Annotated in this window: 14 protein-coding genes and 1 tRNA gene; 11 read left to right on the forward strand and 4 right to left on the reverse strand. The window is 34.6% G+C overall.

What is annotated here, in order from left to right; translation table 11 throughout:
- The 6 genes from UIB65_RS01000 to hisB all read left to right on the forward strand — a co-directional run.
- The coding region (locus UIB65_RS01000; RefSeq protein WP_330039293.1) for a DUF3344 domain-containing protein at window positions 1-1,407 on the forward strand (1,407 nt) is incomplete at its 5' end.
- A gap of 82 nt (window positions 1,408-1,489) precedes the next feature.
- Window positions 1,490-2,074 carry a flavodoxin family protein gene (locus tag UIB65_RS01005; protein WP_330039294.1) on the forward strand — a complete coding sequence of 195 codons (585 nt, stop codon included), beginning with the start codon at window positions 1,490-1,492 and terminating at the stop codon, window positions 2,072-2,074.
- A 48-nt stretch (window positions 2,075-2,122) separates the two neighbouring features.
- The gene (locus UIB65_RS01010; RefSeq protein ID WP_330039295.1) at window positions 2,123-3,682 is read left to right on the forward strand and encodes a flippase; all 1,560 of its coding nucleotides are present in this window, start codon (window positions 2,123-2,125) and stop codon (window positions 3,680-3,682) included.
- Window positions 3,683-3,753: 71 nt separating this feature from the next.
- Window positions 3,754-4,446, forward strand: coding sequence for a TOBE domain-containing protein (locus UIB65_RS01015; protein WP_330039296.1), 693 nt, complete (start codon window positions 3,754-3,756; stop codon window positions 4,444-4,446).
- 16 nt (window positions 4,447-4,462) lie between these two features.
- Window positions 4,463-4,663: a 4Fe-4S binding protein gene (locus UIB65_RS01020; protein ID WP_296805661.1), complete on the forward strand. Its 201-nt coding sequence runs from the start codon at window positions 4,463-4,465 to the stop codon at window positions 4,661-4,663.
- Window positions 4,664-4,702: 39 nt separating this feature from the next.
- Window positions 4,703-5,281: an imidazoleglycerol-phosphate dehydratase HisB gene (hisB, locus tag UIB65_RS01025; protein WP_330039297.1), complete on the forward strand. Its 579-nt coding sequence runs from the start codon at window positions 4,703-4,705 to the stop codon at window positions 5,279-5,281.
- 128 nt (window positions 5,282-5,409) lie between these two features.
- On the opposite strand, the gene UIB65_RS01030 is transcribed toward hisB, so the two are convergent.
- Both UIB65_RS01030 and UIB65_RS01035 read right to left on the reverse strand, forming a co-directional pair.
- Window positions 5,410-6,237, reverse strand: coding sequence for a F420-dependent methylenetetrahydromethanopterin dehydrogenase (locus tag UIB65_RS01030; protein ID WP_330039298.1), 828 nt, complete (start codon window positions 6,235-6,237; stop codon window positions 5,410-5,412).
- A 268-nt stretch (window positions 6,238-6,505) separates the two neighbouring features.
- Window positions 6,506-6,577 (reverse strand) — tRNA-Val (locus tag UIB65_RS01035).
- Window positions 6,578-6,695: 118 nt separating this feature from the next.
- On the opposite strand from UIB65_RS01035, the gene UIB65_RS01040 reads away from it, so the two are divergent.
- Both UIB65_RS01040 and UIB65_RS01045 read left to right on the forward strand, forming a co-directional pair.
- Complete coding sequence (locus UIB65_RS01040) at window positions 6,696-7,619, forward strand: branched-chain amino acid transaminase (RefSeq protein WP_330039299.1); 924 nt, start codon at window positions 6,696-6,698, stop codon at window positions 7,617-7,619.
- A 12-nt stretch (window positions 7,620-7,631) separates the two neighbouring features.
- Window positions 7,632-8,465: an undecaprenyl-diphosphate phosphatase gene (locus tag UIB65_RS01045; protein ID WP_330039300.1), complete on the forward strand. Its 834-nt coding sequence runs from the start codon at window positions 7,632-7,634 to the stop codon at window positions 8,463-8,465.
- Between the two features lie 27 nt (window positions 8,466-8,492).
- Here UIB65_RS01045 and cobT read toward each other — a convergent pair whose 3' ends face one another.
- Together cobT and UIB65_RS01055 are read right to left on the reverse strand one after the other, a co-directional pair.
- Window positions 8,493-9,560, reverse strand: a complete 1,068-nt coding sequence (gene cobT, locus UIB65_RS01050) for a nicotinate mononucleotide-dependent phosphoribosyltransferase CobT (RefSeq protein WP_330039301.1) — start codon at window positions 9,558-9,560, stop codon at window positions 8,493-8,495.
- Entirely contained in the window at window positions 9,553-10,056 is a 504-nt protein-coding gene (locus tag UIB65_RS01055) for a hypothetical protein (RefSeq protein ID WP_330039302.1), read from the reverse strand. Before UIB65_RS01055 ends, cobT begins: the two co-directional genes overlap by 8 nt.
- Before the next feature lie 82 nt (window positions 10,057-10,138).
- Here UIB65_RS01055 and UIB65_RS01060 point away from each other — a divergent pair, with 82 nt between their 5' ends.
- The 3 genes from UIB65_RS01060 to UIB65_RS01070 are packed head-to-tail and all read left to right on the forward strand — an operon-like array spanning window position 10,139 to window position 12,780.
- Entirely contained in the window at window positions 10,139-11,737 is a 1,599-nt protein-coding gene (locus tag UIB65_RS01060; RefSeq protein ID WP_330039303.1) for a bifunctional N(6)-L-threonylcarbamoyladenine synthase/serine/threonine protein kinase, read from the forward strand.
- 54 nt (window positions 11,738-11,791) lie between these two features.
- Window positions 11,792-12,343 (forward strand): XTP/dITP diphosphatase, encoded by a 552-nt coding sequence (locus UIB65_RS01065; RefSeq protein ID WP_330039304.1) that lies wholly within the window; start codon window positions 11,792-11,794, stop codon window positions 12,341-12,343.
- A 38-nt stretch (window positions 12,344-12,381) separates the two neighbouring features.
- On the forward strand, window positions 12,382-12,780 hold the full coding sequence (locus UIB65_RS01070) for a 30S ribosomal protein S15 (protein ID WP_330039305.1): 399 nt from the start codon (window positions 12,382-12,384) through the stop codon (window positions 12,778-12,780).
- Window positions 12,781-12,802 lie beyond the last annotated feature (22 nt).

Here is a 12,802-nt window from a genome sequence, read left to right on the forward strand (position 1 = left end):
ACTGAAAATTCTTATGAGGCTACTATTTTGTATAATGGTTATCTTGGTAAGGATAATTATAATCAAACCAGTTTAGAGTCTTTCTATAATGCTACAATTACTGGTGATATGGTTATTTTGACTAATGGTACTTATGCTACTGGTACTACTAAATATGCTTTAACTAATTTCAATATTGTTTTATCTGAAAATGATGCTTTGACTAAAGCATTCTTGTATGTGACTTATACTTATGGTGGAACTAATGATAATATTAACATGTTTAATGTTACTTTGAACAATAATAGGTTAACTCCTGTTTTCTTCAGCCGTGATGCAAGTAACTTGAAAGCCAATAGCGGTTCTGGTGTAGTTGTGTTTGATGTTACTGATTATCTTGTTAATGGTGATAATGTTCTTGATTTGAATAAGACTGGTTCTGCTGGTGTTTATCCATCTACTTTAGTCTACATGTATAACACTACCGGCAGCAATGTCGAAAAAGATGTCTACATTTATAATGGTGCTGATTTATTAGGTTCCTACGGTGGACTCACCAATCCGATTCGCATAGATTCTGTAATCGATGTCGATTCTGCTAAGGCTAATAATGCTGTTGCTTATATTTTTGCTAATGGTGCTGTTGACGGTAGAGGTACTGTTGTAATTAATGGTGAAATCGAAGCTCACCCATGGAATGGAACTTCTCAATCTACTGATTTATACACTAAAGATATTACAAGTACAATTAAAGATAAAAATAATGTATCTGTTATTTTCAGTGGTGCATCAGGCAGTTTCACAGCATTACAACAAATCATTGTCGTAACTAAAACTAAAGAAACTCCTGTTGTTAAGAAAGCGACTAAAATCACCGCTCCAACTGTAACAAAAGTTTATAATGTAGCTAAAAAATTTGTTGCCACTTTAAAAGACAGTAACGGAAAAGCGATTTCAGGTGTTAAAGTTACTATCAGTTTAAACGGTAAAAACTATAAGCCAACTACAAATTCTAAAGGTCAGGCTATTGTTTCTATTCCTAATTTAGCTCCTAAGAATTATGCAGTTACTGTTAAATTTGCAGGAAATGATGACTACAAAGCATCTAGTTTAAAAACTAAAGTTGCAGTTAAAAAGGCAACTCCTAAAATGACTGCTAAATCAAAAGTGACTTATAAGGTTAAGACTAAAACCAAAAAGTATGCTATTGTTTTGAAAAACAACAAAAAACAAGCTATGAAAAAAGTTAAAGTTTCCTTAAAAGTTAAAGGTAAAACCTATAAAGCTACAACCAACAGTAAAGGTAAAGCTGTATTTAAGATTACCAAATTAACTAAAAAAGGTAAATACACTGCTAAAGTTAAATTTGCAGGAAACAAATATTACAATGCTTTAACTAAAACAGTTAAAATTACTGTTAAAAAATAGAGATTAATTTCTCTATTTAATTTTCTTTTTTTAAGTTTCCAAATTACCAATCTATTTTAACTAATTTTCACATATTATCATTATGAAAGTGTTTGGAATTTGTGCCAGTCCACGCAACAATACAACTGAATACGTTTTGAAAAATGCGTTGGATAAGCTTGAGAGTCATAATTTTAAAACTGAAATTTTTACATGCATGGGAAAGGATATTAAACCTTGTATGCATTGCGATTACTGTTTGGAAAATAAAAAGTGCATTATCGATGATGATATGGCAACTGTTTATGATGGTCTTCAGTGTGCCGACGGTATAATTTTAGCCACTCCAATTCAAAGCGGAGGTATCAGTTCTAACCTCTCAGCAATCATGGATAGAACACGTGCTTTGGAAGCTGTTGATTACAATTTATTAAGAGGAAAAATAGGCATGAGCATTGCTGTTGGTGGGGACAGAACCGGAGGTCAGGATTTTGCACATCTTAAAAATATTACATATTTCATGATACATGGGATAATTCCGGTAAGTGGAGGACCTTTTGGTTCAAATTTAGGGGCTTCATTTTGGTCTAATGACTCTATTGATGATATTAAAGAGGATGGTTATGGAATGGACTCGTTGGATAGGACTTTACTTGAATTTGAAAATTTTTTAAATAAGTACATTTAAATAGTACAATCAATTATATTATAAATAACTAATTTTTAAAGGTATATTATGGCAAATAAGTTGGTAAGAGGTAGTTTGATAATTTTCATTGGTAACATCATTTTCCGTATTGGTGGTTATCTTTATCGTTTTTTAATGGCAACGCTTTTAGGTCCTACTGGTACTGGTATTTTAGGAATTACCATGTCTTATCAGGGTATTTTTCAAACTTTGGCTTCAGGAGGGCTTCCTCCAGCAATATCTAAATATATTGCAGAATATGAGGCTGTAGATGATCATAATATGGCCCGACAGACGGTGTATACGTCTTTAAAGATGATGATATGTATCGGGCTGGTTTTGGGAGTTTTAATGATTTTTGTTATTGCTCCGCTTATGGCGAATGTCTTTTTAAAAAAGCCTGAAACATTAGTTCCAATTCAAATTATTGGATGCATAACTCCATTCAGTGTAATTTTGGGTGGTTTAAGGGGTGCATTCCAAGGTGTATATAAAATGGAATATATCGTTTATACTCGTGCTGTAGAACAATTGTTCATGATTTTATTTGCTGTTGGATTTATTTTAATGGGTTTATCAGTTGTCGGTGCTGTATGGGGTACTGTAATCGGTTATGCTCTTGCCGCATTCACTGCAGTTTATATATTTAAGGTTTATATGCCGAAATATATTCCACAATATACAGATGATTTTAAGTTTTCCGTTTCCCAGGAGTTGAAGTTGGCAATCATGCTGATTAAGTTCGCTATTCCGGTTATCATAACTGCTATTGCTGAAATGCTTATCTTCAATATTTGTACCTTGGTTATGGGTAAGTTTTTAACACTTGAAAGCGTCGGATTTTTCACTGCGGCAGATCCTATTTCAAGACTTCCTTTGATGATTTCCATTTCTGTTGCAACTACAATTCTGCCTGCTTCCTCTGAGGCATTTAAACTCAAGGACATTGAATCACTTCAGAAGTATGTCGGTCAATCTTACAAAATCTCATTGCTGTTTGTAGTTCCAATGTGTATTGGACTTGCCTTATTCGCTGTTCCTACTTTGCAGGTATTTTACTTTAAAAATCCTTCTTATGTCAATGGTGCTGCCGCTTTAGCTATATTGGCTATTGGTATGACTTTCTATTCTATTTTTGCTATTTCCACAAGTATTGTTCAGGGTGTCGGAAATCCTAGAATTCCGATGTACATATTGGTATTCGGTTCAATTGCAACAGGGGTTCTCTCTTGGATTTTAGCTCCTATTTTGGGAATTGCTGGTGGTGCAACCGCAACCACAATTGCCTGCTTCTTGATGATGGTTCCTTGCGTTTATTTTGTATTTAAACTTACTAAAACCAAAGCTCCAACGATGGCTGTTGTAAAAATATTGATTGCAGCGTTTATTATGGGGGCAATAGGTTATTTCATCCCTAAAACACCTTTATGGCTATTCCCAGGAATTATATTTTGTATGGTTGTTTATTTCTTTGCATTGATTTTGGTTAAGTTTTTCACCAAAGATGATGTTGCGACTTTAAGGGGTTATGCCTCTAAATTGGGTCCTCTCTCAAAATTGGTAAATAAATTATTAAATCTTGTTGAAAAATTGGAATTTAGGAATTAATTCTATTGAGAAAAACTTATTTAAAATATAAAAAATATAAACTATATCAATTATAATTGGGGGATTATAATATGACTGATGTAAAGGCAGGAGTTGAATATAAAATTAACATTGATGGCAATTCTTTCTTGCTGGACAGTAAGAAATTCAAACTTTTAGAGTCCATTTTAGATTCAGGATCACTTACTGAAGCGGCAAAATCCATTAATGTTTCCTATAGGACTGCATTAAACTATATTGACAAGATTGAATCTTCTCTTGATGTTAAGATTGTCAGCACCACAAAAGGTGGAAAAGGTGGGGGTGGAGGAACCTCTCTCACAGAAGAAGGCTATTCAATTTTGAAAGAATGTAAAAAGATTAATGCTATTATGGAACTTCATAAAGAAGTAAATGAAATAGAATCTGAAATAGTGGCCATTGATGATGCTAAAGGGGTCATGACAATAAGAATGCATGACTTTCAGATTAATGCTCCATTAAATAGGAATTATGAAGTTGGAGACAAACTATTGGCATTAATTAGTTATGATAATATTTTCTTGATGTTGGAGCCTCAAACATCCAGTATCCGTAATATTTTGAAAGGTCAAATTGTTGAAATGAGACTTCAAAATGAGGTTATTCGTGTTAAAATGGATGTTGGTGGTGTTTATTTATATTCTGACATTACTTTATCCGCTGAAAAAGAATTAAATCTTAGTATTGGTAAAGAAGTGTATATAGGATTTAAAGCAATGTCTGTTGCTACTTTAAAATTATAATTTGAAAGGTGAGATTATGTTACAAATTTTAGTCGATGAAGATAAATGTATTGGATGTGGAAACTGTTATGATATTTGTCCGAAAGCAGCTAAAATTTGGAAAGTTGATAGAGTTGCACATATATTGGACTTAAGATATTGTCATGTTTGTACATTATGTGCAATGGAATGCCCTGTAGACTGCATTAAAATTATACGTCCGGGCGAAGAAGCATAAATAATTAATGATTAAATCAATTATTTTGTAGGTTAGATTATGGCTAGAATTTCAGATGTTTCAAGGAAAACTTCCGAAACAGATATTACTATAAAAATGAATCTTGATGGTACAGGCAAATACAATATTTCAACTGGGGTTAATTTCTTTAATCACATGTTGGAATCATTTTCAAAACACAGTATGATTGATTTGGATGTTGATGCTTCAGGTGACATTGAGATTGACGACCACCACACCATAGAAGATGTTGGAATATTGCTTGGTGAAGCATTCCTGCAGGCCATTGGTGATAAAAAGGGAATTAAAAGAATGGCACATGCCATGGTTCCTATGGATGAGTCTATTGCGACTGTTGCAATTGATATTAGCGGTCGCAGCTATTGTAACATGAATCTTGATTTTAAAAATGAAAAGATTGGCGACATGACTTCGGATGTTGTTATTCACTTTTTCGAATCATTTGCAGGTTCAGCCAAATTGAATATTTATGGCACAGTTGAAGGCGCTAACGATCACCATAAGGCTGAAGCCATATTCAAAGCATTTGCAAAATCTTTAAAAGAAGCAATTAAAATAGAGCACGATCAAATTCCTTCCACCAAAGGAATGTTATAGCTATTGACTTAGCTATCTTTTTTTTATTATTTTTTTGATAAAATTGTCAGGATTAAGGAATTATTTATAAAAATAGCTAGTTTTGTAAAAAAATTAAAAAATAAAAAAAGTAAAGTAGCGTAAGCTACTTATTCTGGTTTTGAGATTAAGTCTGTTTTAGAACCTGGGTTTCCTTCTTTCATGTGAGGGGTTCTTAAAACAGTATCATTTGCTTTTTCGATTTCTCTTGCTTCTTGTGCTAATTTAGCAGCACATGCAGCAATTTCGTGAGCAGCAGCTACTAATGGGATGAAGTTTTCGAAACCTTTAGTCATGAAACAACCTTTCATGTCTAAGTTAGCAACGGATCCAGCCATTTCGTAAGCAGCAATAGCTTTTGCTTTTGCGTATGGGTTTGCGAATCCACCAGCTTCTGCAGCTTTTTCAGCAGTAACTATGAGTTTAGGTAATTCGATTGATCCAGCTTCAGCTTGTTCGATTACAGTGTCAATAGTTTTTTGTACTAATCTTAATGCTCCGGTTTCTGCTAATACTTTTAAGATGTCGGAGTTGAAAATAGCCATTTCAGTTGGGTCTAACCATTCTCTTTTTGCACCAATCATTGGGTCAGACATTACGATAATGTAACCGAGGCCTTGTTCATCCATTTCATCTTTTTTACCTTTACCAGGTGCGTCACCAACGATAATAGCAGGGATGTCTTTTGCAGATAACATTTCTCTTGCTTTAGCTGGTCCAGGTGCTCCTGGGTTTGGGCTAATGAAAATTGCGAAGTCAGGTTCGAAAGCGTCTATTTTAGGTACAACGTCTTCTACTTGTTCTGGGTTCATTTTTGCTCCAGATCCAAAAGTTCTTACATCGATATTTGGTCTGTCTGCTCTTTCGTCTAACAATAGGTCAATTACTGGTGAAGTACCAATATTACCACTTTTAATAATAGCAATTTTAACTACCATAATTAAGTCTCCTTTTTCGATATTAATAACTTTAATTCAAAAACTATTTAAATTTTATTATTTAATGTTTTTAATCAATTAAATAATTATTAATATGAATAGTATTCATTATTTTAATTTAATCTACTATTTTTTATACAAACTATAATAAAATTAGGATTTTCTTAATAAAGTATATGTCATTTTCGTTATTTTTAGTAAAAAAATAGATATTGAAATCAACGAAAAAGTTGCCTAAAGTGATAAAATTTTAAAAATTAGAAAGCAGTGGTTCCGACGAGATTCGAACTCGTGATCCCCTCCTTGTAAGGGAGGTATCATACCACTAGACCACGGAACCAACAAACAATATTATGATTTTATTAATATATAAATATTTCGGTTATATGGTATTTAATGTATGTAACTTTTATAATATGAACAATATAATTATTATTATAAAAAAATGATGTGATAAAATGGCTTGGGATGACACAGCTAGTAAAATATGGATAGATGGAAACATGGTTGATTGGAAAGATGCAAATATTCATGTACTTTCTCATGTTGTCCATTACGGTACAAGTGTTTTTGAAGGTATTCGCGCATATAAAAACGAAAAAGGCGTTGCAGTATTCCGTTTAAAAGAACACGTTCAACGTTTATTCGACTCTGCAAAAATTTATAAAATAGATATTCCATTTACACAAGAGGAAATTGAAGAAGCAATCCTAGAAACCGTTCGCGTAAATGATTTGGATGGTTGCTATATCCGTCCTATTGTATTTAGGGGATATGGTGAACTAGGTGTAAATCCTTTAAACTGTCCTGTTAATGTAGTTATTGCTGCATGGGAATGGGGATCATATTTAGGTGAAGAAGGAATGGCCAATGGTGTAGATATTGGTGTTTCATCATGGAGAAAACCAGCACCAGATACTTTCCCTGCTCTTGCTAAATGTGGTGCAAATTATATGAATTCTCAATTAGCCAAACTCGAAGCTATTGACAACGGATATGATGAAGCGATTATGCTTGATTATGAAGGGCATGTTTCTGAAGGTAGTGGAGAAAACATTTTCCTTGTTGAAGGAGAAAAATTATTCACTCCTGCAATGTCTTCATCAAACCTTAAAGGAATTACCAGGGACACCATCATGACCCTTGCTCGTGATTTAGGTTATGAAGTTGTTGAAGAAATAATATCCAGAGAAAGATTATACTCAGCTGATGAAGTATTCTTTACAGGAACTGCTGCTGAAGTAACTCCTATACGTTCAATTGACCACAGAACAATAGGTGCGGGTAAAAGAGGACCAATCTCTGAAAAATTACAAACCACATTCTTTGATGTTGTCGAAGCTAAATCAGAAGACAAATACAACTGGTTATCTTATATTTAAATGGTGTAGCCTATGGATATACTTCAGGGAATTATTATCGGTATTGTTCAGGGATTGACTGAATTTTTACCGGTTAGTAGTTCAGCACATTTAGTGTTTATTCAAAACATTTTGGGTGTTCAAAGCTCACTTGCTTTCGACACATTTCTTCATTTGGGATCATTGCTTGCGGTATTATGGTTCTTCCGTGCAGATATTATTAAAATGATTTTATCATGGATTTCAAGTCTGTCTGATATCATACATGGAAGATTCCGGGAAGGCTTTTATGATGATCCCTATAAAAGACTTGCTTGGTATGTTATTATAGCTACAATTCCTGTAGGTCTTGCCGGTGTATTCTTTGAAGACTCTGTCGATGCACTGTTTTCAGGTGCACTTTATGTTCCTGCATTCTTTTTGTTTGTAACTGGTACTATTCTTTACTTATCTCAAAGAATGACTAGTGGTAGTATTAATTTTCGCAATATTACTGGAAAACATGCTTTATTTATGGGATTAGGTCAAGCATGTGCAATTCTGCCAGGTCTTTCTCGTTCAGGTACTACAATAGCTGCAGGGCTTGTCGCTGGTTTGGATAAGGAATTTGCTGCAAAATTCAGTTTCATATTGTCAATTCCTGCTATTCTTGGTGCATTTATATTGCAGGTCAAGGATATCGGTTCAGCGATGGATGCAAACTTTTTACCTGTCTTTTTAGGTTTTGTCGCAGCATTTATTTCCGGATACATTGCTATCAAATGGATGTTAGATTTAATTCAAAAAAGAAATCTGGATATTTTTGCCTACTACTGTTGGATTGTAGGTATAGTGGTGTTCATGGGTACAATTGCCCACATATTTTAAAATTAGAATAATAGAGATTGTTAATCTCTATTTACATACTTTTTCTATTTTTCTTCTTAGCTTTTCTACAGAATTTCCTAAAACAAGTGCTGTATACATAGCGCCTCCCGCTCCAGCACCTTCCTTAACAAATCCTTTCAAATAATTTTTCAATCCTTCGTGTTCTGATTCTTCAAATCTAGGGTCTACTATATTCACGGTAATGCTGTCGTCTATCTGTTTTAAAATACCAAATAAATCAGCGGTTTCATCGCCTGCAACATATACTGTGGTTGCTAGGTTGATTCTTGAAAAATCAAAGTTAGGCTGAACGGATTTGATGATTGCACAAACAGCAGCCATTTGAGTTCCGCCTGCCAAAATGATAGGAATGTCTGAGCCTAAAACAATTCCTGCTATTGCCGGCAATGTCGGATCTCCCACTGCTCCAATTGCTTGTATGGCATCGATATCATCTTTTTTAGGGTCAAGTCCTGCATTTTTAAGTCCCTCATCGACAACTTTTGTTTTCATGTTATGTGGATTGTGAGGCATGCTTCCACTTACCTTTTCATTTGCATCATAACCGAGAGCTCTCAATACTCCTAAAGCGGTTGTAGTTCCTGCAGCAATACTTTCCCCTATGACAAGCATTTCATGTCTTCTTGATAATTCAGCACCTAAATCTTTGGCGTTTTCAAATATTTCAAGGGGATTTAATACTCCTTTTCCGGTTCTTATGTCTCTGCCGTATTCCTTTCCAAAGCTTACGTATTCAACTTCAGGTTTAATTTTGGAACCGGCATCTATTACTACAAAAGGCATTTCTGAAAGTTGAAGTGATGCTTTTGTTAATCTTGCGGGGGTTGGTGCAGCTGCGTCTCCAACTACAGTTTCTGCGGGAGCTTCACAGCATCTGACTTCGCCCAAAACCATAAATTCAACATCGGATGCAGGGGTGTATTCAGTTAATTCCGCTGAAGGACCCGCACCTGAAATTCCATCTATCAATGAGGTTTCAGTAGTTCCGATTGTGATTAAAAATACCGGATCTTCGCAGTTCTGTAATTTTTCGGTTAATTCGCTAGATCCGTATGTGGTAATTCCATCAATCATTTTTTTCACCTAATTTCTTTAGTTGTTCTATGATAATCTTGTTTTGATTAATAATTTTCTTATTTTGATTCATTATTTTTATTAACATTTCCCTTTCTGGAAGTTCATTGTCTGTTTTGAATGTTTGACCGTCTCTTGATCTCGGTGGGATTTTTATTTGGTCTTTCGGAGGAAGCTTATTTTCCTGTTTCGGCATTGCAGGAATCACACCTCTTGATGCACTGTCTTCTTTTGAAACGAAGTCAACATATCTGTGTGTTACTTTAACATTTCCCCTTTCATCAAGAAGTTCCATTAATCTTTCGTCTACTTTATCAACACCTACGAGCTGTTCCTCTTCCACTTCATGGATTAATCTTTTTTGAATGTTATATGCATTGTATATAGGAATTCCCCTTGCTTTGCATTCGTTTTTGAACATGTCGTGAATGTTAATGTCTCCGGTCAATTGTTTTACTCTCTTTTGTTCTAATGTATTAGCACTATAAAATCCCATACTTTCACTTATGTTTTTTAAATTTAAAAAATATTTTTATATATTTTTAGATAGTAATATACTAATTAATTAAATTTTTTAGTTGATTGTCTTGATAAGTTTAGGTATTGAAGGAACTGCAGAAAAAACTGGTGTGGGTATTGTTGACAGTGATGGAAATATATTGGCTATGGCCGGAAAACAGTTATTTCCCGAAGAAGGTGGAATACATCCAAGAATTGCTGCTGAACATCATGCAAAATGGATTCCTGAACTGATTCCTCAGGCCATTGAAGAGTCAGGCCTCACTTATGATGACATAGACTTGATTTCTTTTTCACAGGGCCCTGGATTGGGTCCGGCATTAAGGATTGTTGCAACTTCCGCACGAAGTCTTGCATTATCATTAAATAAGCCGATAATTGGTGTCAATCACTGTATTGGGCATGTTGAAGTCGGAAAGCTCGATACTGGTGCTAAAAACCCAGTATCTCTTTATGTAAGTGGGGGCAATAGTCAGGTAATTGCATATGAAAGCGGAAGGTATAGGATTTTTGGCGAGACATTGGACATTGCAATCGGAAACTGTCTTGACCATTTCGGACGTGAAACAGGATTGGGCCATCCTGGCGGTCCGGTAATTGAAAAATTAGCTAAAAAAGGTTCTTATATAGACTTGCCTTATGTGGTAAAGGGAATGGATTTTTCTTTTTCAGGATTGCTGTCTGCAGCTTTAAGGGAAGCTCAAAAGGGAACTCCTATGGAGGATATATGTTTTTCACTTCAGGAAACTGCCTTTGCAATGCTTGTTGAGGTTACCGAAAGGGCTTTGTCACACACTCAAAAGGATGAGGTGATGCTGTGTGGTGGAGTTTCAGCCAATTCACGATTACGAGAGATGCTTAAGACAATGTCTGAAGAGCATGGTGCAAAATTTTACATGCCTGAAATGAAGCTTTGCGGCGATAATGGGGTCATGATTGCATGGCTGGGTCTTTTGATGTGCAAGGAGTTTGGGCCTATGGACTTGTCCCAAACTGGAATTATACAGAAATTCAGGACTGATGAAGTGGACATACCATGGATTGACAATTCAAAATCTTACCTGAATTTAAGTGATGATTTGATAGCCAAAGGAGCTGAGTCCAATATTGTCAAAAGTAGTTATTTGGGCGAAAAGGCAGTTTTGAAGGATAGAATTCCTAAAAATTATAGAATTTCTGAAATCGACAACAAAATTAGAAAAGCCAGGTGCAAGGAAGAAGCAAAATTATTGTCTGATTCCAAAAGGGCAGGTGTTAAAACTCCGGTTTTATATGACGTTGATTTGAATAGCAAATCAATACTTATGGAAGAGATTGACGGCGTGATGGTAAAGGACGTTATCAATGAGGAATTGTCATTCAGAATAGGTGAGGAAATTTCAAAGCTTCATGATGCCGGAATAATTCACGGAGACATTACTTCTTCAAATATCATGCTGCAGGATGATGATTTGGTTTTCATTGATTTTGGCCTTGGCAGATATTCCACTTTGGATGAGGACAAGGCGGTTGATTTGCTTGTATTGAAAAAATCACTGCAGAGTATTGATTATAATTTGGCATTAAATTATTTTGATAGTGTTTTAAAAGGTTACGGTAATGATTCAGTTGTCAATAAGATAGCTGACATCGAGTCAAGGGGAAGATATACTCACTGATATTGGGAATAGTTTTTAGTTAACTATATTAAAAATTTAAAATATACTATTTTTATGATAACATTTATAACTGGTAACGAACATAAAGTTAAAGAAGCAGAGAATATTTTCAAAAATTATGACATTGAGTTAGAGCATATTGATTTGGGTTACACAGAACCTCAAGGAACTCTTGAGGAAGTGGCCATATCAGGCGCAAAATATGCTTGTCGTAAACTTGAAAGACCTGTGATTGTTGAAGATGCTGGTTTATTCATTAGAGCTTTAAATGATTTTCCTGGGGTCTATTCACACTATGTTCAAGATACCATAGGAAATCAAGGAATTTTAAAGCTATTAGCAGACACTGATGACCGTTATGCCGAATTCAGGTCAGTTATTGGGTACTGTGCCCCCAATTCTGAGCCCAAGACTTTTTTAGGCAAGGTTTCAGGTGAAATCGCAGTTGAAGAAAGAGGAGATTTAGGATTCGCTTTTGATCCATTATTTTACGTTCCTAGTGAAGGTAAAACTTTTGGAGAACTTACAACTGATGAGAAAAACCAATTTTCACATAGAAAAAATTCATTAAAAAAATTTATTGAATGGTATTCTAATCAAGAATAACTATTTCATACTTATTTAAAAATTAAAGAGGTTATATTATGGCAAGACCAGAATGGGTAACTTATAGTGATGAAGAAATTGAAGAAATGATTTTAAAATTTAACAAAGAAGGTAAAAGTACTTCCGAAATCGGTATTATCTTAAGAGACCAATACGGAATTCCATCTGTAAAAGATGTTACTGGTGAAAGAATCACCGAAATCTTAAAAAGAAACGGTCAAGCTGGAGAATACCCAGAAGACTTATTAAACTTAATTAAAAGAGCTGTTAATATCAGAGATCACTTAGAAGAAAATCCTAAAGACTTACATTCCAAAAGAGGTTTAACTATCATCGAATCCAGAATCAGAAAATTATCCTCTTACTATGTAGGTGAAGGTGTATTACCAGAAGGTTGGAGATACAATCCAAAAGAAGCAGCACTCCTTGTTAAATAGAGCCGGAGAAGCTACTAATGTG

It is taken from the genome of Methanobrevibacter sp., assembly GCF_036307625.1.
Classification (GTDB): domain Archaea; phylum Methanobacteriota; class Methanobacteria; order Methanobacteriales; family Methanobacteriaceae; genus Methanocatella.